Origin of the sequence: Tropicimonas sediminicola, assembly GCF_900188335.1 — a bacterium.
Classification (GTDB): Bacteria; Pseudomonadota; Alphaproteobacteria; order Rhodobacterales; family Rhodobacteraceae; genus Tropicimonas; species Tropicimonas sediminicola.
The window spans coordinates 102,086-128,525 of sequence record NZ_FZOY01000008.1; the positions used below are offsets into that span (position 1 = coordinate 102,086).

Sequence of the window (26,440 nt, forward strand, 5' to 3'; positions counted from 1 at the left end):
CTGTGGGGCGACGGGTCTCCCCGCTCCCCGTCACGATCAATGATGTCCTTATCCCCGGATTCCCGCCGTGAGTCATCATTCTCGCGCAGCAACCCTTCCCCCGGTTTCGACCGGGCTGCTGAACACGCCGGACATGAAAGGGCCGCCGGGGATCGCTCCCCAGCGGCCTCTTTCTCGGGCTCTCTGGCCGGTTAGTAGCGGTAGTGTTCCGGCTTGAACGGGCCTTCGACAGTCACGCCGATGTACTCGGCCTGCTCCGGCGACAGCTCCGACAGGCGGACGCCGATCCGCTCCAGGTGCAGCCGCGCGACCTTCTCGTCGAGATGCTTGGGCAGGATGTAGACCTCGTTGGCGTAGCTATCGCCGTTCTGCCACAGTTCCATCTGCGCCAGCACCTGGTTGGTGAACGAGGCGGACATCACGAAGGACGGGTGGCCGGTGGCGTTGCCCAGGTTCAGCAGACGGCCTTCGGACAGCAGGATCATCCGGTTGCCATTGGGCATGGTGATCATGTCCACCTGGTCCTTGATGTTCGTCCACTTCATGTTCTTGAGCGCGGCGACCTGGATCTCGTTGTCGAAGTGGCCGATGTTGCCGACGATGGCCATGTCCTTCATCTCGCGCATGTGCTCGAGCCGGATCACGTCCTTGTTGCCGGTGGTGGTGATGAAGATGTCGGCGGTGGCCACCGCGTCTTCCAGGCGGACCACCTCGTAGCCGTCCATCGCGGCCTGAAGCGCGCAGATCGGATCGATCTCGGTCACCTTCACGCGGGCGCCGGCGCCGCGCAGCGAGGCGGCCGAGCCCTTACCCACGTCGCCGTAGCCACAGACGACGGCGGTCTTGCCGGCCATCATCGTGTCGGTGGCGCGGCGGATGCCGTCGACCAGCGATTCCTTGCAGCCGTACTTGTTGTCGAACTTCGATTTGGTGACGCTGTCGTTGACGTTGATCGCCGGGAAGGGGAGCAACTCCTTCTTCATCAGCTCGTAGAGCCGGTGCACGCCGGTCGTCGTCTCTTCGGAGACACCGCGGATCATGTGGCGCTGCTTGACGAACCAGCCCGGGGTCTCGGCGATGCGCTTGCGGATCTGGGCGAAGAGCGCGATCTCCTCGTCCGATTTCGGCACCGCGATCAGGTCTTCCTCGCCTTCCTCGACGCGTGCGCCGAGCAGGATGTAGAGCGTGGCGTCGCCGCCGTCGTCGAGGATCAGGTTGGCGCCGCCCTCGGGGAAGCGGAAGATCCGGTCGGTGTAGGACCAGTACTCCTCCAGCGTTTCGCCCTTCACGGCAAAGACCGGCGTGCCGCCGGCGGCGATCGCGGCTGCGGCGTGATCCTGGGTGGAGAAGATGTTGCAAGAGGCCCAGCGGACATCCGCGCCGAGCGCCACGAGTGTCTCGATCAGCACGGCGGTCTGGATCGTCATGTGCAGCGACCCGGCGATCCGCGCGCCCTTCAGCGGTTGCGCCGCGCCGAATTCCTCCCGCAGGGCCATCAGACCCGGCATTTCGGTCTCGGCGATGTCCAGTTCCTTGCGACCGAAGTCGGCAAGGGCGATGTCCCTTACGATATAGTCCTGCGACATGGTCGGCTCCTTCAGGGGTATTCCAAGAGGTAGATTTTCGATGCGCGGTGACGTAGCACCGCGGGTGCACTCCGGCAAGGACAGGCACCGGAAAAGAATCGGAGGGATTGAGGGTGGCAAAACCGGTACGCGCCTGGCAGCGCATGCTCTCGGGGCGGCGGCTCGACCTGCTCGACCCCACACCGGTCGACATCGAGATCGAGGATATCGCCCACGGCCTCGCCTTCGTCGCGCGCTGGAATGGCCAGACGAAGGGGGATTTCGCCTATTCCGTCGCCGAGCATTCGCTGCTGGTCGAAGAGATCTTCGGGCGGATGCAGCCCGGCGCGGCGACGAAATGGCGCCTCGCGGCGCTCTTGCACGACGCGCCGGAATACGTGATCGGCGACATGATCTCACCCGTGAAGGCGGCGGTCGGCCCAAACTACGGCGCGTTGGACGAGCGTCTGACCGCAGCGATCCACCTGCGTTTCGGTCTGCCCGCCCAGATCCCGGCAACGGTGAAGAAGCAGATCAAGAAGGCCGACAAGGTGAGCGCCTGGCTGGAGGCCACGCAGATCGCGGGCTTCTCCGTGGCGGAATCCAACCGGTTCTTCGGAAAGCCGAAACCCGAGCTGATCGACGGGCTGACGCTTCACCTGCGCCCCCCGGTCGAGGTGCGCCGCGCCTTCACGCTTCGCCATGCCACCCTGTTGCAGGGGCTCTGACAAGGAACCGACCCGGTGCCCGCGTCAGCCGCAGGCTGTCGTCACCGCGCTGGCCTGGGTGGGGCTGTTGCAGAGACAGGTCGACTCTTTCCAGTTGTTGTTGCTGATGCCACCGGCCTTGTCGGACTCGCAGCAGGCGATCAGCGTGTTCGCGTAGCTGGCGATGAGGTTCTTGTCCTCGGGAGTCGGCGCCTGGTTCTGGTAGAGGTTGTTGAGGGCATTCAGGGCGTCCAGCGCGGGATTGTTGTAATTGCACGCCCGGCGCTCGCTATTGGACGGAAACGCAACCGTCTGCGCCACCGCCGGCAACGCGGCCGCGATCATCCCGATCAGGGTCATCATAAGTGTCGTGCGGGCTTTGACAGCCATCATGCGCCTTTCGAATCCTGCGACCTTTGCCATGCCGGAGTTGCGGCAGGCAGCGGGCTTTCGCACCGCTCCGCAAGGGCTTCAAGCGGAATGCGGGCTCACGCCGGCAATCGTGATCTACGAACGATTTGCGACTGATTTCGGGATGCGGTCAGGACAAGACTTGGGCATCGTCGCGGCAGGATCTGGTCAGGCGCCGCAGGTCCGGCCCGAGGATGCGTCGCTGGTCTGCCAGCCGACGAGCGCCGGAGGGTCGTAGGGTTGGGGCGCGAAGAAGAGCGTGGTGCCGTCCGGCCAGCGCGCGGCCCTGAGCCCGGGACAGGCCGGCCCGACCGAGGAAGCGTGGCTCCCCATCAGCTTGGCCATCGCGGCGACGGCGCCCGGTTCGGCGCGGCCGAAATCGATCTCCTGCCCCGTGGTGCCGGCGCGGATGCGATCGGCGGCGAAAACCGGATCGGCGACCTTCACGACCGGGCCGCCGCCCGTCGCGCTGGCGGGGGCATCTGGCCCTCGCGGCGCACCGCAGGCCGCCAGAACGACACAACCGGCCACGAGGGCCGGCTGGTAGAGGCAGATGCGCAGGCCCGGCACGGGCGTCAGCGCGGGCTGCGCTTGGCGAGGATGCGCTGGAGCGTCCGGCGGTGCATGTTGAGCCGCCGCGCCGTCTCGGAGACGTTCCGGTCGCAGAGCTCGTAGACCCGCTGGATGTGTTCCCACCGCACCCGGTCGGCCGACATCGGGTTGTCCGGCGGCGGCGGCAGGGCATCGCCATCGGCCAGCAGGGCGGCCGTCACGTCGTTGGCATCCGCCGGCTTGGAAAGGTAGTCGGTGGCGCCGATCTTGACCGCGGCGACCGCCGTGGCGATGGCGCCATAGCCGGTCAGAACGACCACCCGTGCATCCGGGCGTTTCTCGCGGATCGTCTCGACCACATCGAGGCCGTTGCCGTCCTCGAGCCGCAGATCGACCACAGCGTAGGCCGGAGGCCGCGCCGTCGCCACGGCCTTGCCGGCCGCCACGGACTGGGCCATCTCGGGCTCGAAGCCACGTTTCTCCATCGCCCGCGCCAGACGGCGCAGGAAGGGCTCGTCGTCATCGACGATCAGAAGCGACCTGTCTTCCCCGATATCCTGCAATTCTCGCTCCGCCACGGGCGTCCTCCGGAAAAATCCACTCGGTTTCGACGGAGCCTAGTGTCACTGCGCCGCAGCGTCAAACGGTTGCGTTGCGGCATTGCTTTCCGCGCAACACCCGGATCAGAGCTTCTCCAGGAAGCACTGCACCTGGTCGGCCAGCTGGTCGCCCGTCAGCTCCCGGCGGAAGAAGCTCAGATAGCCGGTTTCGGGCACCACCAGGTAGGTGAAGGTCGAGTGATCGATCAGGTAATACTCGTCCTCGGGGTCACGAATGTTGAAATAGGTCCGGTAGGCCTTGGACGCGGCCCGGATCTGCTCTTCCGAGCCGGTCAGCCCGAGCATGTCGGGATGCAGGTTCTCGGTGAAATCGGCCATCGTCTGCGGATCATCGCGGCCCCAGTCGACCGAGACGAAGGCAGGCTGCACGTCGAAGCCGCGCTCCGCGAGGATGTCCACGGCCTCGGCGTTGCGCACCGTGTCGAGCGGGCAGACATCGGGGCAGTAGGTATAGCCGAAATAGAGCAGCGTCGGGCGGGTGAAGATCTCCTTGTCGGTCACGGTCTCGCCGGTCTCGCTCACCAGCTCGATCGGCCCGCCGATCACGTCCGTGCCGCCTGCGACCTGACCTCCGATGCATTGTGCGAAGCGATCGTCCTGCCCACCCCTCTGACCCAGCATGAAAGCGGCGGCGCCGGCGAGGACGGCAGCGACCACGGCAGTCGCGACAATGACTTGGGTTCGCTTGGGCATTTATCCAATCCTCCGGTGCGGTGTCGTTTGCCGAGGCTTTGAACCCGGGTTATCAAGGCGGTCGAACTGCCCAGTCCAGATTCAGGAGCGCGCATGGCCGACACTTCATTTCCGGTATTTGACGGAATGTCGAGGAGCCATTGGGTCCGTCTGCACACGATGATCGTGCTACGCTGGGTCGCAGTCAGCGGGCAGATTGCGGCGATCTTCATCGCGATGTCGGTCTACCACGTGCAGGTGCCGCTTGGCCCCTGCTTCGCGGCGATCGGGCTCGCGATCATCGCCAACCTGTTGGCAGTGTTCGTTTATCCGCAGAACAAGCGGCTTTCCGAGAACGAGACGCTGCTGACGCTGGCGTTCGACCTCACGCTGCTGACCATGCTGCTCTACTTCACCGGCGGGCTCGACAACCCCTTCGCGCTGCTGGTCCTCGCGCCGGTCACAATCGCGGCAACGGCCCTGGGCGCGCGCTCGACGCTCATTCTCGGCGGGCTTGCGGTGCTGTTCATCACCATGCTGCTCTTCGTGCACATCCCGCTGCAGACCGACCGCGGCGAGCTGCTGCAGATGCCCGAGATCTTCCGTTTCGGGTTCTGGGTGGCGATCGTGATCGGCGTGGCGTTTCTCGCACTCTACGCCCGCCGGGTCGCCGGCGAGATCAACTCGATGTCCGACGCCCTGGTCGCCACGCAGATGGCGCTGGCCCGGGAACAGAAGCTGACCGACCTCGGCGGCGTCGTCGCCGCGGCAGCGCACGAGCTCGGGACACCGCTGGCGACGATCAAGCTGGTCAGCTCGGAGCTGATCGAGGAGCTGGAAGACGACGAGGACCTCCGCCTTGATGCAGAGCTGATCCGCGAGCAGGCCGACCGGTGCCGCGACATCCTGCGCTCCATGGGCCGGGCCGGGAAGGACGACTTGCACATGCGGCACGCGCCGCTCGACACGGTGATCCGGGAAGCCGCCGAGCCGCACGAGGACCGCGGCAAGCAGATCGAATTCGACGTCGCCCCCGGCTCCGGCGGTGGCAGCCGGCAGCCCTCGATCCGGCGGCGTCCGGAGATCATCCACGGCCTGCGCAACCTGGTGCAGAACGCGGTGGATTTCTCGGTCTCGACGGTCTGGGTCGATGCCAAGTGGACCGAGGACAAGGTGATCATCCGCATCTCCGACGACGGCCGTGGGTTTCCGCCCAATGCCATCGGCCGTATCGGCGACCCGTTCATGCGCATCCGGAAATCGCAGGCCGAGAGGGCCAGCCGGCCGGAATACGACGGCATGGGCCTCGGCCTTTTCATCGCCAAGACGCTGCTCGAACGCTCCGGCGGGCAGCTGACCTTTTCCAACGGCGCAGACCCCTTCCTGACCGAGTCCGAACGCCCCGCCCGCAGCGGCGCCATTGTCGAAGTGGTGTGGCCGAGAAACCTCATCGCCGCAGAAGACGACGAAACCAGCGCCGGATTGGGCGAAAACCTCCAGATTCCCGTCGGTTGAACATCGCACGGTTAACGCCCGCTTAACCATTTGGGTCTCACGCTTCCCGACGCAGTCAGCGTCAAGGGGACCGAGCAGCCCATGCAGACATTCGACCTATCGCTGGGATTGGTCCTCGCAATCTCCTCCATGGGAACGGCGCTTCTGGCACTCGTCGCGATGGGCACGTTCCTCCCGTCCCGCCGCGTGAGCTGGACGCCGATGGAGCAGATGGGGGACAGGGTGGTCTTCCTCTTCGAGGACACCCGGCTCGTCGATGCCACCGCCGACGCCCGCGCCATGCTCGAGACCGGGCCGACCTTTCTCGAGGACTGGCCGCGCACCGTGGCGGTCCTGAGCGCCCGCTTCCCGGATTTCGCCGCCGAGGTCGGCGACCTTGCGGAACGCCAGCGGATCGAGCTCTGCGACCCGCTGTCCGGCAACCGGGTGGAGGCCGAGTGGCGCGGCGGGCTGGCCCGGATCGTGTTCCGCGAGGGCCACGACACTGTCCCAGAAACCGGCCCGGTGCCCGACCGCTTCAGCCAGGCCGCGATCGCGGAGGAGCTGGCGACCCTGCGCGGCGTCATCGACGATGCGCCGATGCTGGTCTGGAAGGAGGACGCCACCGGCGCCGTCCGCTGGGCCAACGCCGCCTATGTCAACCTCGTCCGGCGGATGTCCGAGACGCCGGACACGGTCGGCTGGCCGCTGCCCCGCCTGTTCCACCAGCGTCCCGTCGGGCCGGACATGGCCGAACCGCCGCGACGGCTGTCGATCACCGTGCCGGGCGAGAGCGCGCCGCTCTGGTTCGACAGCTACGACGAGGCGCAGGAGGAGGACACGCTGGTCTTTGCCCTGCCCGCCGACAAGCTGGTGCGCGCGGAAGGATCGCTGCGCGAATTCGTCCAGACCCTCACCAAGACCTTCGCCCACCTGCCCACCGGCCTCGCGATCTTCGACAAGGAGCGCCGGCTCGCGCTGTTCAACCCGGCGATGACTGACCTGTCGGCACTGGAGCCCTCGTTCCTCAGCGCCCAGCCGACGCTGTTCGAGTTCCTCGACCAGTTGCGGGAACACCGGCGGATGCCGGAGCCCAAGAACTACCGGAGCTGGCGCAAGGAAATCACCGAACTGGAAAGCGCCGCCGCCTCGGGCACCTTCCAGGAAACCTGGTCGCTGCCCTCCGGCCAGACGTACCGCGTCACCGGCCGGCCGCACCCGAATGGCGCCATCGCGTTCCTGTTCGAGGATATCAGCGCCGAGATCTCGGCCACCAGGCGGTTCCGGGCCGAGCTGGACCTCGGCCGGTCCGTACTCGACACGCTCGACGATGCCATCGTCGTCTTCAACGCGTCCGGCGCATTGGCCTATTGCAACCGCAGCTACCGCGAGCTCTGGCAGCACGACCCCGAGGCCAAGCTGGGCGAGACGGCAGTGACCGACGCCACCGGCATCTGGCAGATCCGCTGCCGGCCGACGCCGGTCTGGGGCGATCTGCGGGACTTCGTGCACCAGGACGGCGAAAGGGCCGAATGGACGGCCGAGGTGCAGCTGGTGGACGGCCGGTTGCTCGCCTGCCGGTTCTCGCCTCTTGCCGGCCATGCGACGCTTGCGGCTTTCGCAACGAAGGTGAACGCTGCAACGCTCCGCACTCCCACCAAGGTCTGGCCCAAGGTCCCCGCCCGGATGTCGTAGTGCAAGGCGCACTGTTCCGGTTGCGGGCGGTTGCGAGAACGCTAGTGTGCGGGCATGCAGAGCCCCGCCCCTCCCCGTCTGGACCTGTCGCTCGCCCTCGCCGATCCCGAGGCGACGGAGGCGTTCGGCACCGCCCTTGCCGGGGCGCTTGGGCCGGGGTGCGTGGTGCTTTTGTCCGGCCCGATCGGCGCCGGCAAAAGCCACCTCGCCCGCGCCGTGATCCGGTCCCTGCTCGCGGCGCACGACCGGCCGCCGGAAGACATCCCCTCGCCGACCTACACGCTCGTGCAGACCTACGATCTGGGCGAGACCGAGGTCTGGCACGCGGACCTCTACCGCCTCGGCGGGCCGGATGATGTGTTCGAGCTTGGCCTCGACGCGGCTTTCGAAACCGCGATCTGCCTCGTGGAATGGCCCGACCGGCTCGGCGAAGCGACGCCGCCGGGCGCGCTGGAGATCGCGCTTTCGGCCGACCCGGCATCGGACGGGCGGATCGCGAAGCTCACCGCAACCGGGCCGCGCTGGACCGCCCTCGCGCGCCGCCTCGCCGACGCAGGGGCGAGCCGGTGAGCCGCGCCGATCACCGCCAGGCGTTCCTCGACCGCGCCGGCTGGGGCGCGGCCACCACCGTTCCGCTTGCGGGTGACGCCTCTGCCCGCCGCTACGAGCGGCTCACCCGCGCCGATGGCCGGACCGCCGTGCTGATGGACGCCCCGCCCGAGGCCGGCAACGATGTCGGCCCCTTCCTGCGGATCGGCGCGCATCTGTCCGGCCTGGGCCTCTCCGCCCCGAGGGTGCTGGCCGAGGACAAGGCCACGGGCTTCCTGCTGCTGGAGGATCTGGGCGACGCCCTCTTTGCCCGGCTGATCGCTGAAGACCCGAGCCGCGAGACCGGCCTCTACCGCGCCGCGACCGATGCGCTGTTGGAGCTGCACCGCCACCCCGCCCCCGACCGCCTGCCCGCCTTCGGCCCGCCGCAGATGGCAAAGGCCGTCGACCTGGCCCTGACGTGGTACGCCGAGGGCTGCGGCATGCCCCCCGGCCCCGACGCGGTCGGCCGCTGCGAGACGCTGGTGCGCACGGCGCTGGACGCCATGGCCCCGGCCCGCCCGGTGCTGGCGCTGCGCGATTTCCATGCCGAGAACCTGATCTGGCTGCCGGAGCGCGACGGCGCGGCGCGTGTCGGGCTGCTCGATTTCCAGGACGCCTTCGCCGGCCACCCCGCCTACGACCTCGTCTCGCTGCTCGAGGACGCCCGCCGCGACGTGGACCCCGAGGTCCGCGAGGCGATGGTCGCCCATTACATCGCGGGCAGCGGCACCGACGCCGCCGCCTTCCGCACCGCCTTCGCCACCAGCGGCGCGCAGCGCAACCTGCGCATCCTCGGGGTCTTTGCGCGGCTCTCGATGCATTTCGGCAAGCCGCAGTACGTGGCGCTCATTCCCCGCGTCTGGGCGCATCTGCAGGCCGATCTCGCCGATCCCGCCCTCGCAGACCTGCGCGACTTCCTCGACGGGGTGCTGCCGGCACCCGACCCGGACCGACTCGAAAGGATCAAGAGCCTATGCGGGACATGCCCGACGCCGTGATGCTGTTTGCCGCCGGGTTCGGCACCCGGATGGGCGAGCTGACCCGAACCCGCCCCAAGCCGCTGCTGCCCGTCGCCGGGCGCAGCCTGCTCGATCACGCGCTGGACCTGGTGGAGGCCGCCGGCCCGTCGCGCCAGGTGGTCAACACGCATTACCTGGCCGACCAGATCGCCACGCACCTGGCCGGCCGGCCCGGGCTCGACATCTCGCACGAGGCGCCGGAGATCCTCGAAACCGGCGGCGGGCTGCGCAAGGCACTGCCGCTGCTCGGCGACGGTCCGGTCTTCACCCTCAACACGGACGCCATCTGGACCGGCGCCAACCCGTTCGACACGCTCCGCGCCGCCTGGCAGCCGGAGCGCATGGACGGGCTGCTGCTGCTGGTCCGGCCCGAGAGCGCCCACGGCCATGCCGGGAAGGGCGATTTCCTGCAGGGCGAGGATGGCCGCATCCGCCGCGGGCCCGGCGCGATCTATACCGGCGCGCAGATCCTGCGGACCGACATGCTGCACGAGATCCCCGAGACGGCGTTCTCGCTCAACCTGCTGTGGGACCGGATGCTGGCGCGCGGCCGCCTGCACGGTGTGCTGCATTCCGGCGCCTGGTGCGACGTGGGCCGGCCCGAGAGCATTGCCACCGCCGAGGCGCTTCTGGCCGAGGCCGCGGATGCCTGAGGCGGCGCAGGCGCGCCTGTTCGGATTGGCACCGGGCGTGGCCCATGCGGAGGCGCTGGTCGAGGGGCTGGCCGAGCGGCTAGCCTCCGACGATCCGCTCGCCTGGGCGCGGGTCACGATCTTTGCCAACAGCGGACGGATGCGGCGGCGGATCCGCGAGGTGTTCGACGCCGGCCCGCCTCGCCTGCTGCCACGCCTGCGGCTGGTCGGCGATCTGGCGAGTGATCCGGGCTTTCCCGAGATCCCGCCGGTCCTGCCGCCGCTCTACCAGAAGCTCGACCTCGCGGAGCTTCTGCTCACCCTGATCGAACGGGATGCGGGCCTTGCCCCGCGCGGCGCGGCGTTCGACCTGGCCGACTCGCTCTCCGCGCTGATCGACGAGATGCACGGCGAGGGCGTCGATGCCGAGGCGCTCGCGGATCTGGACGTCGGCGCCTTTGCCGAACACTGGAAGCGCGGGCGCACCATCGTCGAGGCCGCCTTTGCCCATTTCGGCGCGCGGGCGGAAGCACTGGCCGGGCCGGAGGCGCGGCAACGGCGGGTGGTGGAGGCGCTGATCGCGCGCTGGCAGACCGAGCCGCCGACCGATTCCATCGTGATCGCCGGCTCCACTGGCTCGCGCGGCCCGACACGGATGCTGATGGAAGCGGTCGCGCGGCTGCCGCAGGGCTACGTCGTGCTGCCCGGCGTGGATTTCGACCAGCCGGAGAGGGTCTGGGCGGCGCTCGACCGGTCGATGGAGGGCGAGGACCACCCGCAGTACCGGTTCCGCGCGCTGATGCGCGCGCTCGACCTCGCTCCCGGCGACATCCGCCCCTGGACCGAGGCCCCCGCTCCGGCGCCCGAGCGCAACCGGCTGGTCTCGCTCGCCCTGCGCCCCGCGCCGGTCACCGACCAGTGGCGCGCCGAGGGCCGGCACCTCACAGGCATCGAGACAGCCACCGCCCCGATGACGCTGCTGGAGGCGCCGAACCAGCGGATGGAGGCGACGGCGATTGCCCTGCGCCTGCGGCAGGCGGTGGCGGACGGCCAGGTCGCCGCGCTCATCACCCCCGACCGGATGCTGACCCGTCGGGTCGCGGCCGCGCTGCAACGCTGGGGCATCGAGCCCGACGACAGCGCCGGCGAGCCGTTGCACCAGAGCGCGCCGGGCCGGTTCCTGCGGCTGGTCAACGAGCTGCGCCTCGCTCCGGCCGAACTGCCGCTGCTGCTGTCGCTGCTCAAGCATCCGCTGGCGCATTCCGCGCCGGAGACGCGCGGCCAGCACCTGATCTGGACCCGCGAGCTGGAAATCCGCCTGCGCCGCAGGGCGATTGCCCAGCCCGGGCGGGACGACCTCGCGGAATGGGTGGCGAAGAGCCGCGTCGAGGACGGTCGCGCTGCCTGGGCCGACTGGCTGAGCACGCTTCTCGACGGGATCGACCGGGGCCAGCCGATGGAGGTGGGCACACACGTCGCGCAGCTTCGGATGCTGGCCGAGGCGCTCGCCGCCGGGCCCGGCGGGGCGGGCAGCGGACGGCTCTGGCAGGGCAAGTCCGGTGAGCAGGCCCTGGCCGCCGTCGAGGCGCTCGGCGCTGCAGGCGCGCGCGGCGGCACGCTCGCCGCCCGCGATTTCGCCAGCCTGCTCAACGGCCACCTCGGCGGCTACACGGTGCAGGACCCGGCGCGTTCCCATCCCGGCGTGATGATCTGGGGCACGCTGGAGGCGCGGGTGCAGAGCGCCGACCTGACGATCCTCGCCGGCCTGAACGACGGCACCTGGCCCGACCTTCCGGGGCCCGACACCTGGCTCAACCGGCAGATGCGGGCCGACGCCGGTCTGCTGCTGCCCGACCGGCGGATCGGCCTGGCCGCCCATGACTTCCAGATCGCGATTGCCGCCCCCGAGGTCATGCTGACTCGCGCCACCCGCAACGAGGAAGCCGAGACCGTGCCCTCCCGCTGGCTGAACCGGCTGGTGAACCTGCTCGACGGGATCGGGCCGGAGAGCAAGGCCGCGCTGGAGGCGATGCGCGGGCGCGGGCGGCACTGGCTGTCACTGGCAGCGGAGGTGGACCGCCCCGCGGACCGGGTCGACCCGGAGCCACGCCCCTCGCCGATGCCGCCGGTGGAGAAGCGCCCGCACGAGCTGGCCGTGACCTGGATCACGAAGCTGATCCGCGACCCCTACGCCGTCTACGCCAGCCAGATTCTGCGCCTGCGCCCGCTGGCGCCGCTCGCGCCAAGCCCGGACGCACGGCTGCGCGGCACCACGCTGCACCGGATCATGGAGGCCTTCCTCGCCTGCCGCGCCGAGTGGCAGGACGATGCCGCCGCGGCGCGGGAGCGGCTGTCGGAACTTGCCTGGGCCGAACTCAGGCAGGCGACACCGCTGCCCTCGATGCAGGCGCTCTGGCACGCGCGGCTGATGTCGGTGGCGGACCGGATCGTCGAGGGCGAGCTGGAGCGGCTGGCCGCCGGCGCGCCGGTTCTGACCGAACGGCAGGGCGCGGTGGAGCTGCCCGGTCTGAACTTCCGGCTCACCGCCCGACCCGACCGGATCGACAGGCTGACCGACGGCTGCTTCACGATCTACGACTACAAGTCCGGCAAGCCGCCCACCGATCCCGAGGTGAAGCACTTCGAGAAGCAGCTGCCGCTGGAAGGCGCGATGCTGGAGCGCGGCGGCTTCTCCGTCGCCGGCCCCGCCGGCCAGGCGCGGCTGGACGGGCTGGGCTATATCGCCATCGGCGCCTCGGGCGCGGACCGGATGCTCAAGATGGAAGACGACGACGGCCGCCTGCCTGACACCACGTGGGAACGGCTGCAGGCGCTGATCGGCCGCTACAACCGGCGCGAGCAGGGCTATACCGCGATCCGCGCCGCGCAGCTCACCAGCTATGCCGGCGACTACGACCACCTCGCCCGCTATGGCGAATGGGACCTGACCGACGACGCACGGCCCGTGCACGTCGGCCCGGAGGAGGCCAGCGAATGACAACGTTGCAGTTCGACGAGGCCACCCGCCACCAGATCACCGCCGCCGACCCGCGCGCCTCGACCTGGCTTTCGGCCAACGCCGGCTCCGGCAAGACACGGGTGCTGACCGACCGGGTGGCCCGCCTGCTGCTCGACGACGTGCCACCGCAGAACATCCTCTGCCTGACCTACACCAAGGCCGCCGCCTCCGAGATGCAGAACCGGCTGTTCCGGCGCCTCGGCGAATGGTCGATGCGCGAGGATGACGAGCTGCGCGAGGCGCTGGCGCAGCTTGGCGTCGCGCGGGCGCTCGATGCGGACACGCTGGCCCGGGCGCGGCGGCTCTTTGCGCGCGCCATCGAGACGCCGGGCGGGCTGAAGATCCAGACCATCCACTCATTCTGCGCCGGGCTGTTGCGGCGCTTCCCGCTGGAGGCCGGGGTCAGCCCGGGCTTCACCGAGCTTGACGAGGATGCCACCGCCCGCCTGCAGACCGAGGTGCTGGACACCGTCGCGCTCCGCGCACCGGAGGCCTTCGCCGAGATGGCCGCGCTGATCGGCGATGCCGACCTGACCGGGCTGGCCTCGGAAATCTCCGCCCACCGCACCCTCTTCCCCGCCTCGCCGAGCCGGGACACGGTGCTCGCGCTCTACGATCTGCCACCGGGCTTCGACGAGAAGACTGCTGTCGGGCATATCCTAAGTGTCGGGGAAGACGAGCTATGCGATCTGGCTTCGGCTCTATCGAAACAGACAGCGACTACGAAAAAGGTGGCGCAGGCGCTGAATGCAGCGCTTGAGCATGGTTTTGATCAGACGGCGTTCAGCGCCATCGCAGATTTGCTTCTCCGAAAAGCTGACGGCTTGCCGAAGACCAACGTGTTATCGGATAAGCGGCGCGAAGAGCTAGGATACTTGGCTCAGATCTTCGACGATCTGTGCCGAGTCACTCTTGAGGCGTTTGACCAGCTAAAATCGCTCGAGGCCGCGCGCCGCACCCTCGCCCTGCATCGCTTCGCCGCGGCCTTCCTGCCGGAATACGCCCGGCGCAAGGAGGAAGGCGGCTGGCTCGACTTCGACGACCAGATCGAGCGCGCCGAACGCCTGCTGGCGCAACCCGGCATCGCGGAATGGGTGCTCTACAAGCTCGACGGCGGGATCGACCACGTGCTGGTCGACGAGGCGCAGGACACCAGCCCCCTGCAATGGCGGGTGATCGAGCATCTGACGCGGGAGTTCACCTCCGGCGCGGGTCGGTCCGACGTGGGCGAGCGGTCGATCTTCGTCGTGGGCGACCTCAAGCAGTCGATCTATTCGTTCCAGGGCGCGGACCCGGCGGGGTTCATCCGGATGCGGCAGACCTTTGCCGAACGGCTGGAAGCGATCGACCTGCGGCTGCAGCAGCTGGAGCTGAAGTATTCCTTCCGCTCCTCGGGCGAGATCCTCGGCGCGGTGGATTGCACCTTCGGCGAAGGCGACCTGCGCGGCATGGGCGACACGGTCAACCACATCGCCTTCAAGGGCCAGATGCCCGGTCGGGTGGATCTCTGGCCGCTGGTCGAGCCGTCCGAGAAGCCCGAGACCGGCGACTGGTTCGACCCGGTCGACAGGCGCAGCGACGAGCACCACACGATGCGGCTCGCCCGGCAGGTGGCGGGCCAGATCCGGGAGATGGTCGATACGGGCTTTCTCTGGGAGGAGCGGGACGGCGGCTTCATCGAACGGCCAATCGGCGCCGGCGACGTGCTGGTCCTGGTGCAGAGCCGCGGGCCGCTCTTCCACGAGATCATCCGCGCCTGCAAGACCGCCGGGTTGGAGGTCGCCGGGGCGGACGTTCTGAAGCTTGGCGAGGAGCTGGCCGTGCGCGACATCCGCGCCACGCTCAGCTTCCTCGCCACGCCCGAGGACGACCTCTCGCTCGCAGCCGCCCTGCGCTCGCCGCTCTTCGGCTGGACCGAAGCCGATCTCTACGACCTCGCCGCCGGCCGTGCACAGGGCGAGTTCCTCTGGCGTGCGTTGCGGAACCGGGCCGAGCAGTTCCCCGACACGGTGGCGATGCTCTGGGACCTGCTCGGGCAACTGGATTACCTGCGCCCCTACGACCTGATCGAACGGCTGCTGATCCGCCACGATGGGCGGCGGCGGCTGGTGGCGCGGCTGGGCGAGGAGGCCTCCGACGGGATCGACTCGCTGCTCGCGCAGGCGCTGGATCTGGAACAATCCGGCCCGCTTTCGCTGACCGGGTTCCTGGCCCGGATGGAAGGGGCCGAGGTCAAGGTGAAACGCCGCGCCGAGGGTCGCAGCTCCAAGGTCCGGGTGATGACCGTCCACGGCGCGAAGGGCCTGGAATCGCCCATCGTCATCCTGCCCGACACCGGCAACCGCCGCACCCCGCGCATGTACAAGGGACGGCTCCTCTCCGGCCCCGAGGGCGTGCCGCTCTGGTCCATGTCGCAGGGCGAGGGGCCGGGGGCGCTCTCCGAGCTGAAGCAGGCGGCCGTCACCCGGCAACTCGAGGAATCCCAACGCCTGCTTTACGTCGCAATGACCCGGGCCGAGCAATGGCTGATCGTTGCCGCGGCGGGCGACCTCGGGAAGGCCGGCGACAGCTGGTACGAGCAGGTCCAGACCGGGCTGGAGGCGCGCGGAGCGGTTGCCCTTGACTTCGCCGAAGGGCCGGGCCTGCGGCTGGAGTCGCCGCACTGGTCCGCCGGGAAACGCCCGGCAGCGGAAGCGCAAGCCACAGCCGCCGCGCCGTCGCTGCCCGAGTGGCTCGACCAGCCCGCCGAAGCCGCGGACCGCCCGCCCGCGACGCTTTCGCCCTCCGATCTGGGCGGGGCCAAGGTGTTGCCGGGTGAGCCTGGGGCCCAGGCCGGCGGGCTCGACACCGAGGCGGCGATGGAACGCGGCACGCGCATCCACCTGCTGCTGGAGCACCTCGCCCCCTGCCCGCCCGCGGACCGACCCAGGCGCGCCGCCGCCCTTCTGGGGCCGGAGGTCAGTGCGCCCGAACAGGCGGAATTGCTGCGCGAGGCGCTGCGCATCCTTGAAGAACCGGATCTGGAGTTCCTGTTCGCGCCGGGAACGCTGGCCGAGGTGCCGCTGAGCGCCAGCCTGCCCGAACTCGGCGGGCGGCGTATCCACGGCACGATTGACAGACTGGTGATCGGCGCCGGACACGTGCTCGCCGTGGACTTCAAGACCAACGCGCTGGTGCCTGACGCCGCGGAGCAGACACCGCTTGGCCTGCTCCGTCAGATGGGGTGCTATGCCTCTGGTCTGAAACAGGTTTTTCCGGACCACGAGATCCGGACGGCAATCCTGTGGACCCGATCCGCGCGGCTGGTGCACCTGCCGGCGGCGCTTGTGCACGAGGCGGTGAGCGGGGTCCCCCTCCCTTGACGCTGGCAGGCCGGCTCCTTACGTTCCGGCACCAACACGCGATGCCAAGGAGACCTCAAATGGCAACCGTCCCCGTGACAGACGACAGCTTCGACGCTGATGTGAAGAACTCCGATATCCCCGTCGTGGTGGATTTCTGGGCCGAATGGTGCGGCCCCTGCAAGCAGATCGGCCCGGCTCTTGAAGAGCTCGCCGAGGAATACGAAGGCAAGATCAAGATCGCCAAGGTCAACGTGGACGAGAACCCGAACTCGCCGGCCCAGATGGGCGTGCGCGGGATCCCGGCGCTGTTCCTGTTCAAGGACGGCCAGGTGGTGTCCAACAAGATCGGCGCCGCGCCGAAGGCCGCGCTGAAGGCCTGGATCGACGAGTCGATCTGATCCGGTCGGACTTCCGGTCGTTCTGACCGCGGAAAACGACCACGCGTCGGGCCGCGAAAACGACCGGAACGGAACGGGGCGCTTAGGCGCCCTTTTTCGTGCCCGGCTGTCGCCGGGAGATGCCGCTTCCTGACCGCCGACGTGACCGCTAAGGGTATCGGTGCGGGGCATGTTCAAGGAAAGGCGCGCAATGGCGACGTTCAGGATTCTGGAATCCGGGCTGGATTTTCTCGGATCGTATTTCGAGCCCGAGCAGGTGGAGCTGGCGTCGTTCGACCTGTTCTCGGTGGCGGGCGCGGAGAGCGCCTCCCGGTCGCGGATCGTGGCGCGGACGGAGGATGCGCCGTTCGTGGAACCGAACTATCCGCGCGACTCGACGGACATGACCGGCCGGGAGACCACGTTCACCGTCGAGATGACCGGGCGCTTCAGCTACGGCAATCTCGGCACGGTTAGCGGGACGGTGGAAAGCTACCGGGTGAGCTACGACGGCGTGACGATCGCCAGCCTCACCGGTGTCAAAGCCGATGCGAATGCGGCCTGGCTTTCCCTGCTGTCCGACGCCCTCTACGACCACGTGGCCGCGTTCTTTTCGGGCGACGATGTGATCGTCGGTGGATCGCTGGATGACCGGCTTCGCGGCGGCCTCGGGCATGACACGCTGACAGGGAAGGCCGGAAAGGACGTCCTGCATGGCAACGCGGGGCGCGATGTCCTCGTGGGTGGCAATGGGGACGACCGGCTGTTTGGCGGTGCCGGCAACGATACGCTGAAGGGAGGCTCGGGTCGGGATTACCTCAAGGGCGGCAAGGGCAACGACCGGCTCGACGGCGGCTCCGGGGCCGATCAGCTCTTTGGGAATGTCGGGAACGACCTGTTGCTGGAAGCGGCGGACGCTTTCGGCGGCGCGGGCGACGACGAGATCCACGGCCGGGACTTCACACGCCCGAAGGCGAAACGGGGCGGTACGGATCTCTATGGCGAGGCCGGAGATGACACGATCTTTGGCGGGATCGGCTACGATGACATCTACGGCGGCAGCGGCGATGATCGGCTGACCGGCGGTGACGGGCGGGACACGTTCCATTTCCGTCAGGCCGAAGACGATGGCAGCACCGACACCATCGTCGACTGGACCGAGACCGACTGGATCGATCTCGATGTGGCCCGCTCCGACGTCGACATCGTGCAATCCGGGGACGATACATTGATCCACTGGGCGACGAATACCATCGTGGTGCTCGGGGCCGAGGCAGATGCGGTTGCGGCGACGATCCTCTACTAGGGGCCCGGCCCGCGTTGCTGCCCGGTTGTCGCCGGGGCGGGTGGGGGCCATATAGGCCGGGACAGAGACGGAGACGGATATGGCCGACAGCGAATTTCCCGGCTGGCACGGGACAACGATCATAGGCGTGCGCAAGGGCGGCGAGGTTGTCGTGGCGGGCGACGGGCAGGTGAGCCTGGGCCAGACGGTGATCAAGGGCACCGCCCGCAAGGTGCGGCGGCTGTCGCCCGGCGGCAAGGACGTGGTCTGCGGCTTTGCCGGATCGACCGCGGATGCCTTCACCCTGCTGGAACGGCTGGAGAAGAAGCTGGAGGCGACGCCGGGGCAGCTGGCGCGCGCGGCGGTTGAGCTGGCCAAGGACTGGCGGACCGACAAGTACCTGCAGAAGCTGGAGGCGATGCTGATCGTCACCGACGGCACCGAGTTGCTGGTGATCACCGGCGCGGGCGACGTGCTGGAGCCGGAACACGGGATCGCCGCCATCGGCTCGGGCGGCAATTACGCGCTGGCCGCGGCGCGGGCGATGATCGACACCGACCTGCCCGCCGAGGAGATCGCGCGCAAGGCGATGGCGATCGCAGCGGACATCTGCGTCTATACCAACGGCAACCTGACGGTGGAGAAGATCGCGGGCTGAGCCGGCGGGCGGGTCAACCCGGCGAGAGCGTGTCCGCGACCGCGCCGATGACCTGCGCCAGCCGCGACAGACGCGCGTTCAGCCGCCGCCCCTTGCGATGGACGAGCCAGAGCGCGTGGTACCGCCGCCGGGGCAGCGCGGCGAGCCAGAGCCTGTCGCGCCCCGAATAGGCATCGACGCCGCTGCGTGGCAGCAGCGTGTAACCGATCCCCGCGGCCACGGCGGCGGGGATCTGGCCGATCTGGTTGACGAAGCCGCGCAGCCGCAGGCGATCCGCGCCGGAGAACGCATCCTCGAAATTCAGCGCGAACAGATCGTCCGCATAGGCGTAGCCGTCGGGATGCGCGATGAAGCCGCGCGCCTGCAGGCCGTCGAAGGTGACGGGCTCGGCGGCGGCCTCGGCGGGGAGCACGAGGCAAAGCTCCTCGGTGCCGATCTGGCGGGCCTCGAGCCGGGGGTGGCGCGGGTCTTCGCCGAGGATGCCGAGATCGAACCGGTCCTCCAGCACCCCGGCGAGCACGCTCCTGCGTGGCGCGGCCTCGAGATGGACCTGCAGCCCGGGCGCATCGTGCATCAGCCGGAGCAGGTGCGGGTAGAGCAGCGTGGCGAAGCTGCCCGAACAGGCGATATGGGCGGCGCCGACATCGGGATCGTCGGTCTCGACCAACTCCCGCAGGCGCCGTTCCTCCGCCCGCCGCGCCTGCCCCATCGCAAAGACCGCCTCGCCCGCCGGCGTCAGGGCGAAGCTCTTGCCCTCCTTGTCGACCAGCGCGCGGCCGATCTGGCCTTCCAGCTTGCGCAGGTGCTGCGAAACGCCCGGCTGGGTCATGTTCAGCCGCTGCGCGGCGCGGGTGAAATGCCGGGTCTCGCAGAGCACGGTGAAGGTTTCGAGCCAGGTTGCGTTGAGCACGATGGATTACACCGCGTTATGATTATTAGTCTGAATGATAATTTCACGAAACGCGCTGCGCTGTCTACCTGTTGGACGAGCCCGTGTGGCACGCAACAGATGAAAGGACACGAAATGAAAACCCCCGCCCCCCGCAGCTTTTCCCATATCGGCCTGTCGGTTCCCGATCTCGACGCCGCCGTGAAGTTCTATTCCGAGGTCTTCGGCTTCTACGTCATCATGCAGCCGAGCGAGATCGTGGAAGACGACAGCGCGATCGGGCAGATGTGCACCGGCGTGTTCGGGCCGGGCTGGAACAGCCTGCGCATCGCGCACCTGTCGACCGCCGAGGGGATCGGCTTCGAGCTGTTCGAGTTCGACGGCAACCGCGCGCCGGAGGAGAACTTCGACTTCCGCCGCCACGGCACCTTCCACTTCGCGGTGCAGGACCCGGACCTCGAGGGGCTTCTGGCCAAGGTCGTCGCCGCGGGCGGCAAGCAGCGGATGCCGGTGCGGGAGTATTTCCCGGACGAGAAGCCCTATCGCATGGTCTATGTCGAGGACCCGTTCGGGATCATCTTCGAGATCTACAGCCACAGCTACGAGCTGACCTATTCCGCCGGCGCCTATTCCTGACCTGACGCCCGCGTGATCTCCGGCCGCGAAGATTCCCTGGACCTCCGGGGAACCTTTCGCGGCCGTTTCCGTTGATTGCACAGAGCCCGCAAGGGACACCGCAACCGACCGAAGGAGAGATGCCATGCTTGGATGGGCCCTGACCTTTCTCGTGATCGCGCTGATCGCAGCCCTCTTCGGCTTTGGCGGCATCGCCAGTGCCTCGGCCGGGATCGCGCAGATCCTGTTCGTTGTCTTCCTGGTGCTTTTCGTCATCGCCATGGCGATGCGCCTGATGCGCGGCAAGACGCCGTAACGCACCGCCGCATAAGCCACATTCGAGGCGCAGGACGCCGACCGGCCCACCGGTCGGACGGCGTCCTGCTGCCCGCAGACACGACTTTTCCCCATTTCCGAAAGGAGACCCGATATGTCCGAAGTTCTCGACATCAAACCCGCCGCCACCGACGTCAAAAGCGGCGTGCGCCATTCCGACAAGATCGCCGAAGGCCTGGCCGACGTGCTGTCGGATACCTATGCGCTGGTGCTGAAGACACACGCCTATCACTGGAACGTCGAAGGCCCGCTGTTCTACGCGCTGCACAACCTGACTGAGGGCCAGTACGGTGAGCTGTTCGCCGCCACCGACGAGCTGGCCGAGCGGATCCGTGCCTTGGGTCACCTGGCGCCGATGACGATCAGCGAGATCATCGGCACCTCGGTCATCAAGGACGTGAAGGGCAAACCCTCGGCCGGCGACATGGCCAAGGACCTTGCCTCTGACCACGAGCGCGTCGCGCGTCGTCTGCGCGCCCTCGTCGAGCTGGCGGAGTCGAACAACGACCCGGTGACCGGCGACCTCGCGATTGCCCGTGCCGCCTTCCACGAGAAGTCCGCATGGATGCTGCGTTCGATTGCTGCCTCGTAATCGAACTTCAGGGTGCCTGCCCTGTCCCTGCCTCCCCCGCCCTCACCCGGCGGGGGCTTTTTCTTGGGTTGGGGGCGCGCGGCTGGACCGCGCCGGGCGGCAGGCTACTTGACCTCTCGCGCCTGCCCGGGCCCGATGGCCCGTGACCGGGGCGAAACCAGCAGGAGTGACCACATGACGACGATACTCGGGATTTCGGGAAGCCTGCGGAAGGCTTCGTTCAACACCGGCCTGCTGCGCGCGGCCGCCGGCATGATGCCGGAGGGCGCGACGCTCGAATTCGGCTCCATCGAGGGCGTGCCGCTCTACAACGGGGACGACGAGGCGGCCAACGGCACGCCGGAGGCCGTGGCGCGGCTGCGGGCGCAGCTCGAGGCGGCGGACGGACTGCTGCTCTCGACGCCGGAATACAACAACGGGATTCCGGGCGTGTTCAAGAACGCCATCGACTGGATGGCCAGCGGCAAGGGGGCGGATGCGTTCAAGGGCAAGCCCGTCGCGGTGATTGGCGCCTCGCCCATGGCCTTCGGCACGGTTCTGGCCCAGGACGCCTGGTGGCCGGTGCTGCGCACCCTGGGCACGCGGCCCTGGTACGAGGGGCGGCTGATGGTCGGGAAGGCGCGGGAAAAGTTCGACGAGACCGGCGAGCTGAAGGACGCGGATACGCAGGAGCGGCTGGCGAGCTTTGTCGAGGGGTTCGTCGCGGCGATCTGATCCGCCGGGCGGGCAGGCAAAAGCGCGCCGGCGGGGTGCCGGCGCGCTTTGTCGTGTCAGGCCTTGAGGGTTTCGGTCGAGGCGAAGAACATCGCCTGGCTGACCGCACTGATCACTTGATCGGGCTCGTAGGGCTTGGCGATCAGGAACGCCGGCTCCGGACGTTCGCCGGTCAGCAGACGCTCGGGGAAGGCGGTGATGAAGATCACCGGCGCGTCGTGATCGGGCAGGATCTGGTTGATCGCGTCGATGCCGCTGGAATTGTCGGCGAGCTGGATGTCGGTGAGGATCAGGTCCGGCTTGTGCTCCAGCGCCATCTTCACCGCCGCGTCGCGGGTGCGGGCGATGCCGGTGACTTCGTGGCCCATCATGGTGACGATGCCTTCGAGGTCCATGGCGATGATCGCCTCGTCCTCGATGATCAGGACCCGGCCCTGCACCGATTGCTGCATCTCCTTGCGGGCGAGGTCCACCAGCGCCTGCGCCTCGTCGCCGCTGAGCCCCATGATGGCGCCGACATCGTCGAGGCTGAACCCCTCGACGGTGTGAAGAAGCAGCGCCTCGCGGGTGTTGGGTGTGAGCTTGGCCATATGCGCCATGGCGCGGCCCCTGAGCCCGTCGGAGGCTTCCGGCACCGGCGCGCCGGCGCTGGACCAGATCGAGTGGAACACCTTGAAGAGGCCGGCCTTGCCGCCGATGGACTGATCGAAACACGTCGGGTCGACGAGGATCGCCTCCAGCGTCGCGGCGGCATGGCGGTCTCCGCTGTCCTGGTTGCCGGTCAGGGCGCGCGCGTAGCGCCGCAGGAACGGCAGGTGCGGTCCGATCAGTTCGGACATGGTGGTCGGGCGCGGAAGATCGGTCACTATTTTTTCTCCAATCCGGTCGTTTTTCTCGGAACAAACGCCGGGGTCGCGCGTTTGTTCCGAGAAATCTGGATGATTCACGGTAAAAAAATATGGCGCAGAGGTAAGGCCCGGCAATGAGTCCCGTAGACAAGAACCTGCAGACACAGATCGACGACAACCTGCGACGCATCTTCGAGGAAGATGCCCGGGCGGACTTGCCGGATACCCTTCTGACTCTACTTAACCGGTTGGACGAGGTGGAGGTTCCGCAGCCTGCGGCATCCAGCGAGTCCGGCGGCCTGGCCGCCGACAAGGATGGAGCCACATCTTGAATCGTCAGGACGCGAAGGCCGAGCTTGTCGGCCACATGAAGGTTCTTCGCGCATTCGCGATGAGCCTCACCCGGAACTCCGCCGCTGCCGACGACCTGGTTCAGGACACGGTGCTGAAGGCGTGGTCCAACATGGAAAGCTTCGAGGAAGGCTCCAACATGCGGGCCTGGCTGTTCACGATCCTGCGCAACACCTTCTATTCGTCGCGCCGCAAGGCTGCCCGCGAGTCCGAGGACGTGGACGGCGTGCTGACCGGCAAGCTGGCGGAGAAGCCCGCCCACGACGGCCGCCTGCAATATGCAGACTTCCTGAAGGCATTCGACACGCTCCCGCCGGAACAGCGCGAGGTTCTGACTCTCGTTGGGGCGCTGCAATATTCCTACGAGGAAGCCGCCGAGATGTGCGGGGTCAAGGTGGGCACGGTGAAGAGCCGGCTGAACCGTGGCCGCGAGGCGCTCGCCGTGGCGATGCAGATTTCCGAGAACGAGCCGATGGAGCTGACCGACAATGCGACGCGGGCCGTGGTGGCGGCCAATGGCGGAATGATCGGGTGATCGGGGCGTTTCGGTCCCGACTGCCGGGCCGGGAAGACATGCCATTCTGGCGGAGCCTGTCGGTCCGCCTCGCCATGCTGCTCTCCGTCGCGCTCCTGCCGTTGGGCATGATCGCGGTCTCGCAGACATGGCGGCTGGAACGGGAGCTGGGCGAGGTGAACTCGCTCACGCTGATCTCGTTCACCGCGCAGGTCGCCTCGCAGGAGCGGGAGAGAATCGAGGCCGCCTTCGGCGCCGCCAACGGCCTCGCCGCCTCCCTGCCCGAACTCGGCAACGATCCGGAGCGCTGCGAACGGGTGTTCTCGACCTTTCTCGAGGAGGCGCGTGGCCGGTTCAGCTTTGCCGGCTTCGTGCCACGCTCCGGGATCGTGAGTTGTTCGTCGGTCGGAGAGGTCGCGGACATCTCCGATTTCGGCACCTTCAAGGAAATCGTCGATATCCGCGAGCGCGCCGTGACGCTCGACCAGGTGGGCCGGCTTTCCGGCGAGGCGGTGCTGGTCGTGAGCCTGCCGGTTCATGGCGAGGATGGCGCCTACGAGGGCTTCGTCGCGATCTCGATTCCGCACAACGACCTCGACTCCCCCTATGCCGAGATCATCGGCGGGCGGGCGATGGACCTGTTCACGATCAACCGCACTGGCGAGGTGCTGACGGCCTCCGGCTCCATCGGGACGGCCGCCGACCGCCTGCCCGCCGACCGGGCGGCAGAGGCCCTCGTCGGCGGGGCAGACCGCTTCTCGGCGCGGAACGGGCTCGGGCAGGAGCGGATCTATTCGGTGGTGCCGATCGTGGAGGGGACGGTCTATGCCGTGGGCGCCTGGCAGCCGGAGCACGGGGTGCCGTCCGACACCGCGATGCGGTTCCTCTGGTCGCCGGCGCTCTTTCCCATCTTGATGTGGGCCGCGAGCCTGGTGCTGGTCATCATGGCCGTCGAATGGCTGCTGGTGCGCCATGTCCGGGTGATCGCGGACCAGATGCGCCGGTTCGGCCGCGACCGGGCCCTGCCGGCGGCGCTGCCCGAGGGGCGGCTTCCCAACGAGCTTCAGGCGATCGAGGAGGAGTTCGTGCTGATGGCGGCCCGCCTGATCCGCGACGAGGCGGAGCTTCTGGACACGATGCACGACAAGGACGTGCTGCTGAAGGAGGTCCACCACCGGGTGAAGAACAACCTCCAGCTCATCTCCTCCATCGTGAACATGCAGGCGCGGCGCACGACCAGCAAGCCGACCCGCGCCGCGCTGGAGAGCGTGAACCGGCGGGTGAGCAGCATGGCGACGGTGCACCGCCGGCTGTACCAGGCGGAGAACCTCGGCCAGGTGCGCGCGGACGAGCTGCTGCGCGACGTGGTGGCCCCGCTCACCGATCTGGCCCAGCCCGGCAAGAGCCGTCCGCGGGTGGAGCTGCGGCTCGATCCGGTGGTGCTCTATCCCGACCAGGCGGTGCCGGCGGCGCTGCTGGTGGTGGAAGCCGTGACCAATGCGCTGAAGTATCTCGGGCCGGATTCCACGGGCGACACCTGGCTGCGGGTTGGGCTGGAGGACCGGTCAGAGGATCAGGTGCAGCTTTACGTGCAGAGCTCGCAATCGCCGGAGGCCCCGGATGGGGACGAGGAGCCGGAGATCGCGGGAACGGGCCTCGGCAACCAGCTGATCACCGCGTTCTCCCGCCAGTTGGGCGGCGAGCCCGAGGTGGAGGATGCGCAGGACGTCTATTCGCTCCGGGTCACCTTCACGGCCGCCTCCTTCGACCCGGATGGCGACGCCGCCTGAGATTGGCGGCGTCTGCCGGTCGGATCACTCGTCGCCGGCCATCGCTGCGGTCTTGTGCGGCGAGCGGGCGGCCAGCGGCGGCATCTCCTCCGGGCCCCAGCCGACGCGCCAGCCGGTCAGCGACAACACCCAGAGCAGGATCGGCAGCGCCACGATGCCGCCGATCGGACCCCAGAGCCACAGCCACGCGGTGAGCGTGACGAAGACGAGCAGCGGATTGATCGACATGCTCCGCCCCACCAGCGCCGGCGTGACGAACTGGCCTTCGGTCATGTTCAGCACGAGATAACAGGCGGCCGGGACGATGCCGTAGACCCCGTCGAACACCAGGATACCGGCGATGGCCAGCGTGGTCGCGAAGAGCGCGGGCCCGAGGTAGGGCACGAAGTTGACCACGAAGGCGAGGACGCCCCAGAGGATCGGGTTGGGCATTCCGATGACCATGAGCGCGGCGGTCACCGCGAGGCCGAGGGCGCCGTTGATCGCCGTGATGGTCAGGAAGTAGCGCGACACGACCCGTTCGGCGGTAAAGAGCCGGCGCACGCTGAGGCGCGGCGCGACGCTGGCCAGCAGGGCGTAGACCTCGCCGCGCGACAGCAGGAAGAAGAACAGCGTCCCGATGAAGATCAGCGCCTGGCCGGCCAGCGCCGGGGCGTAGCTGATCGCGGTGGCGACGTTCGGGACGGCGGCAGAGGCGCCCCCGGCGTCGGCTTTCTCGCCGCCCTCGTCGCCGTCCAGCGCCTTGGCGACGTTGTCGGCCACCTCCTCGATCCCGTTGAGGATCCGCTGCACGTCGGCGATGACGCTCTGCGCCTCGGCCCAGAGGATCGGCCAGCGGCGCACCAGTTCCATCACATGGGGCTGCAGGAACAGCACGAAGAGCAGCGCGAGGATGATCGCCATCAGCAATCCTCCCAGCGCGCAGACGGTTGCGGGCAGGCCGAGCCTGGCGAGCCTGTCCGTGATCGGGGCGAGCACGACGCCCACCACGAGAGCGAAGACGATGGGAGCGAAGAGCCCCGTCGCCAGCTTCAGCGCCGCAACGACCGCGAAGGCCGCCAGCAGGACGAGCGGAACGCGGAGCGGGGCAGTGTTTTCTGTCATTGGGAACCTCCGGGTCGGGAACGCGGATCACGCAGGTTTGTTCCCT

Annotated in this window: 26 protein-coding genes; 18 read left to right on the plus strand and 8 right to left on the minus strand. The window is 68.4% G+C overall.

Annotated elements, in window-relative coordinates; all coding sequences use genetic code 11:
• Positions 1-191 precede the first annotated feature (191 nt).
• Positions 192-1,586, minus strand: a complete 1,395-nt coding sequence (gene ahcY / locus CHB86_RS18535; RefSeq protein WP_089234591.1) for an adenosylhomocysteinase — start codon at positions 1,584-1,586, stop codon at positions 192-194.
• A gap of 113 nt (positions 1,587-1,699) precedes the next feature.
• On the opposite strand from ahcY, the gene CHB86_RS18540 reads away from it, so the two are divergent.
• On the plus strand, positions 1,700-2,293 hold the full coding sequence (locus CHB86_RS18540) for an HD domain-containing protein (protein ID WP_089234592.1): 594 nt from the start codon (positions 1,700-1,702) through the stop codon (positions 2,291-2,293).
• 24 nt (positions 2,294-2,317) lie between these two features.
• Here the strand turns inward: CHB86_RS18540 and CHB86_RS18545 are convergent, their stop codons facing one another.
• The 4 genes from CHB86_RS18545 to CHB86_RS18560 form a co-directional block, all read right to left on the minus strand.
• Positions 2,318-2,632, minus strand: coding sequence for a hypothetical protein (locus CHB86_RS18545; RefSeq protein ID WP_176442930.1), 315 nt, complete (start codon positions 2,630-2,632; stop codon positions 2,318-2,320).
• Positions 2,633-2,851: 219 nt separating this feature from the next.
• Complete coding sequence (locus CHB86_RS24730) at positions 2,852-3,253, minus strand: hypothetical protein (protein ID WP_089234594.1); 402 nt, start codon at positions 3,251-3,253, stop codon at positions 2,852-2,854.
• 5 nt (positions 3,254-3,258) lie between these two features.
• A complete protein-coding gene (locus CHB86_RS18555; protein ID WP_089234595.1) occupies positions 3,259-3,813 on the minus strand; it encodes an ActR/PrrA/RegA family redox response regulator transcription factor in 555 nt (184 codons plus the stop codon).
• A 105-nt stretch (positions 3,814-3,918) separates the two neighbouring features.
• Positions 3,919-4,548: an SCO family protein gene (locus CHB86_RS18560; protein WP_089234596.1), complete on the minus strand. Its 630-nt coding sequence runs from the start codon at positions 4,546-4,548 to the stop codon at positions 3,919-3,921.
• Positions 4,549-4,641: 93 nt separating this feature from the next.
• On the opposite strand from CHB86_RS18560, the gene regB reads away from it, so the two are divergent.
• The 10 genes from regB to hslV all read left to right on the plus strand — a co-directional run bounded on the left by regB (position 4,642) and on the right by hslV (position 18,641).
• On the plus strand, positions 4,642-6,042 hold the full coding sequence (gene regB, locus CHB86_RS18565; protein WP_089234597.1) for a sensor histidine kinase RegB: 1,401 nt from the start codon (positions 4,642-4,644) through the stop codon (positions 6,040-6,042).
• 81 nt (positions 6,043-6,123) lie between these two features.
• A complete protein-coding gene (locus tag CHB86_RS18570; protein WP_089234598.1) occupies positions 6,124-7,716 on the plus strand; it encodes a PAS-domain containing protein in 1,593 nt (530 codons plus the stop codon).
• Between the two features lie 54 nt (positions 7,717-7,770).
• On the plus strand, positions 7,771-8,286 hold the full coding sequence (tsaE, locus tag CHB86_RS18575; RefSeq protein WP_089234599.1) for a tRNA (adenosine(37)-N6)-threonylcarbamoyltransferase complex ATPase subunit type 1 TsaE: 516 nt from the start codon (positions 7,771-7,773) through the stop codon (positions 8,284-8,286).
• Positions 8,283-9,305, plus strand: a complete 1,023-nt coding sequence (locus CHB86_RS18580; protein ID WP_089234600.1) for an aminoglycoside phosphotransferase family protein — start codon at positions 8,283-8,285, stop codon at positions 9,303-9,305. Before tsaE ends, CHB86_RS18580 begins: the two co-directional genes overlap by 4 nt.
• Positions 9,281-9,979, plus strand: a complete 699-nt coding sequence (locus CHB86_RS18585; protein ID WP_089234601.1) for a nucleotidyltransferase family protein — start codon at positions 9,281-9,283, stop codon at positions 9,977-9,979. The genes CHB86_RS18580 and CHB86_RS18585 overlap by 25 nt, the downstream gene beginning before the upstream one ends.
• Positions 9,972-12,956: a double-strand break repair protein AddB gene (addB, locus tag CHB86_RS18590; RefSeq protein ID WP_089234602.1), complete on the plus strand. Its 2,985-nt coding sequence runs from the start codon at positions 9,972-9,974 to the stop codon at positions 12,954-12,956. Before CHB86_RS18585 ends, addB begins: the two co-directional genes overlap by 8 nt.
• A complete protein-coding gene (gene addA / locus CHB86_RS18595) occupies positions 12,953-16,339 on the plus strand; it encodes a double-strand break repair helicase AddA (RefSeq protein WP_089234603.1) in 3,387 nt (1,128 codons plus the stop codon). The genes addB and addA overlap by 4 nt, the downstream gene beginning before the upstream one ends.
• A 59-nt stretch (positions 16,340-16,398) precedes the next feature.
• Positions 16,399-16,719 carry a thioredoxin gene (trxA, locus tag CHB86_RS18600; protein WP_089234604.1) on the plus strand — a complete coding sequence of 107 codons (321 nt, stop codon included), beginning with the start codon at positions 16,399-16,401 and terminating at the stop codon, positions 16,717-16,719.
• A gap of 190 nt (positions 16,720-16,909) precedes the next feature.
• The gene (locus CHB86_RS25245) at positions 16,910-18,004 is read left to right on the plus strand and encodes a calcium-binding protein (RefSeq protein WP_176442931.1); all 1,095 of its coding nucleotides are present in this window, start codon (positions 16,910-16,912) and stop codon (positions 18,002-18,004) included.
• 79 nt (positions 18,005-18,083) lie between these two features.
• Entirely contained in the window at positions 18,084-18,641 is a 558-nt protein-coding gene (gene hslV, locus CHB86_RS18610) for an ATP-dependent protease subunit HslV (protein ID WP_089234606.1), read from the plus strand.
• A gap of 13 nt (positions 18,642-18,654) precedes the next feature.
• On the opposite strand, the gene CHB86_RS18615 is transcribed toward hslV, so the two are convergent.
• Positions 18,655-19,551 (minus strand): LysR family transcriptional regulator, encoded by an 897-nt coding sequence (locus CHB86_RS18615; RefSeq protein ID WP_089234607.1) that lies wholly within the window; start codon positions 19,549-19,551, stop codon positions 18,655-18,657.
• A 114-nt stretch (positions 19,552-19,665) separates the two neighbouring features.
• Between CHB86_RS18615 and CHB86_RS18620 the strand changes: the two genes are divergently transcribed.
• From CHB86_RS18620 to CHB86_RS18635, 4 genes are all read left to right on the plus strand, one after another.
• Positions 19,666-20,166: a lactoylglutathione lyase family protein gene (locus tag CHB86_RS18620; protein WP_089234608.1), complete on the plus strand. Its 501-nt coding sequence runs from the start codon at positions 19,666-19,668 to the stop codon at positions 20,164-20,166.
• A gap of 124 nt (positions 20,167-20,290) precedes the next feature.
• Complete coding sequence (locus tag CHB86_RS18625; protein WP_089234609.1) at positions 20,291-20,461, plus strand: DUF1328 domain-containing protein; 171 nt, start codon at positions 20,291-20,293, stop codon at positions 20,459-20,461.
• A 114-nt stretch (positions 20,462-20,575) separates the two neighbouring features.
• Positions 20,576-21,073, plus strand: a complete 498-nt coding sequence (locus tag CHB86_RS18630; protein WP_089234610.1) for a Dps family protein — start codon at positions 20,576-20,578, stop codon at positions 21,071-21,073.
• A gap of 174 nt (positions 21,074-21,247) precedes the next feature.
• Positions 21,248-21,787, plus strand: a complete 540-nt coding sequence (locus CHB86_RS18635; RefSeq protein WP_089234611.1) for an NADPH-dependent FMN reductase — start codon at positions 21,248-21,250, stop codon at positions 21,785-21,787.
• Between the two features lie 56 nt (positions 21,788-21,843).
• On the opposite strand, the gene CHB86_RS18640 is transcribed toward CHB86_RS18635, so the two are convergent.
• Positions 21,844-22,626 (minus strand): response regulator, encoded by a 783-nt coding sequence (locus CHB86_RS18640; RefSeq protein ID WP_089234748.1) that lies wholly within the window; start codon positions 22,624-22,626, stop codon positions 21,844-21,846.
• Positions 22,627-22,769: 143 nt separating this feature from the next.
• Between CHB86_RS18640 and CHB86_RS18645 the strand changes: the two genes are divergently transcribed.
• The 3 genes from CHB86_RS18645 to CHB86_RS18655 are packed head-to-tail and all read left to right on the plus strand — an operon-like array spanning position 22,770 to position 25,290.
• Positions 22,770-22,967: a NepR family anti-sigma factor gene (locus CHB86_RS18645; RefSeq protein ID WP_089234612.1), complete on the plus strand. Its 198-nt coding sequence runs from the start codon at positions 22,770-22,772 to the stop codon at positions 22,965-22,967.
• On the plus strand, positions 22,964-23,521 hold the full coding sequence (locus CHB86_RS18650; RefSeq protein ID WP_089234613.1) for an RNA polymerase sigma factor: 558 nt from the start codon (positions 22,964-22,966) through the stop codon (positions 23,519-23,521). The genes CHB86_RS18645 and CHB86_RS18650 overlap by 4 nt, the downstream gene beginning before the upstream one ends.
• A gap of 38 nt (positions 23,522-23,559) precedes the next feature.
• Positions 23,560-25,290, plus strand: coding sequence for a sensor histidine kinase (locus CHB86_RS18655; RefSeq protein ID WP_089234614.1), 1,731 nt, complete (start codon positions 23,560-23,562; stop codon positions 25,288-25,290).
• Positions 25,291-25,314: 24 nt separating this feature from the next.
• Here CHB86_RS18655 and CHB86_RS18660 read toward each other — a convergent pair whose 3' ends face one another.
• Complete coding sequence (locus CHB86_RS18660) at positions 25,315-26,394, minus strand: AI-2E family transporter (RefSeq protein WP_089234615.1); 1,080 nt, start codon at positions 26,392-26,394, stop codon at positions 25,315-25,317.
• Positions 26,395-26,440 lie beyond the last annotated feature (46 nt).

What these genes read in the sequence shown, in the direction of transcription:
- ahcY (WP_089234591.1), bottom strand. Translation starts at nt 1,586, where the DNA reads ATGTCGCAGGACTATATCGTAAGGGACATCGCCCTTGCCGACTTCGGT.
- CHB86_RS18545 (WP_176442930.1), bottom strand. Translation starts at nt 2,632, where the DNA reads ATGACCCTGATCGGGATGATCGCGGCCGCGTTGCCGGCGGTGGCGCAG.
- CHB86_RS18560 (WP_089234596.1), bottom strand. Translation starts at nt 4,548, where the DNA reads ATGCCCAAGCGAACCCAAGTCATTGTCGCGACTGCCGTGGTCGCTGCC.
- regB (WP_089234597.1), top strand. Translation starts at nt 4,642, where the DNA reads ATGGCCGACACTTCATTTCCGGTATTTGACGGAATGTCGAGGAGCCAT.
- CHB86_RS18570 (WP_089234598.1), top strand. Translation starts at nt 6,124, where the DNA reads ATGCAGACATTCGACCTATCGCTGGGATTGGTCCTCGCAATCTCCTCC.
- tsaE (WP_089234599.1), top strand. Translation starts at nt 7,771, where the DNA reads ATGCAGAGCCCCGCCCCTCCCCGTCTGGACCTGTCGCTCGCCCTCGCC.
- CHB86_RS18585 (WP_089234601.1), top strand. Translation starts at nt 9,281, where the DNA reads ATGCGGGACATGCCCGACGCCGTGATGCTGTTTGCCGCCGGGTTCGGC.
- addB (WP_089234602.1), top strand. Translation starts at nt 9,972, where the DNA reads ATGCCTGAGGCGGCGCAGGCGCGCCTGTTCGGATTGGCACCGGGCGTG.
- addA (WP_089234603.1), top strand. Translation starts at nt 12,953, where the DNA reads ATGACAACGTTGCAGTTCGACGAGGCCACCCGCCACCAGATCACCGCC.
- trxA (WP_089234604.1), top strand. Translation starts at nt 16,399, where the DNA reads ATGGCAACCGTCCCCGTGACAGACGACAGCTTCGACGCTGATGTGAAG.
- CHB86_RS25245 (WP_176442931.1), top strand. Translation starts at nt 16,910, where the DNA reads ATGGCGACGTTCAGGATTCTGGAATCCGGGCTGGATTTTCTCGGATCG.
- hslV (WP_089234606.1), top strand. Translation starts at nt 18,084, where the DNA reads ATGGCCGACAGCGAATTTCCCGGCTGGCACGGGACAACGATCATAGGC.
- CHB86_RS18620 (WP_089234608.1), top strand. Translation starts at nt 19,666, where the DNA reads ATGAAAACCCCCGCCCCCCGCAGCTTTTCCCATATCGGCCTGTCGGTT.
- CHB86_RS18625 (WP_089234609.1), top strand. Translation starts at nt 20,291, where the DNA reads ATGCTTGGATGGGCCCTGACCTTTCTCGTGATCGCGCTGATCGCAGCC.
- CHB86_RS18630 (WP_089234610.1), top strand. Translation starts at nt 20,576, where the DNA reads ATGTCCGAAGTTCTCGACATCAAACCCGCCGCCACCGACGTCAAAAGC.
- CHB86_RS18635 (WP_089234611.1), top strand. Translation starts at nt 21,248, where the DNA reads ATGACGACGATACTCGGGATTTCGGGAAGCCTGCGGAAGGCTTCGTTC.
- CHB86_RS18640 (WP_089234748.1), bottom strand. Translation starts at nt 22,626, where the DNA reads ATGTCCGAACTGATCGGACCGCACCTGCCGTTCCTGCGGCGCTACGCG.
- CHB86_RS18645 (WP_089234612.1), top strand. Translation starts at nt 22,770, where the DNA reads ATGAGTCCCGTAGACAAGAACCTGCAGACACAGATCGACGACAACCTG.
- CHB86_RS18655 (WP_089234614.1), top strand. Translation starts at nt 23,560, where the DNA reads ATGCCATTCTGGCGGAGCCTGTCGGTCCGCCTCGCCATGCTGCTCTCC.
- CHB86_RS18660 (WP_089234615.1), bottom strand. Translation starts at nt 26,394, where the DNA reads ATGACAGAAAACACTGCCCCGCTCCGCGTTCCGCTCGTCCTGCTGGCG.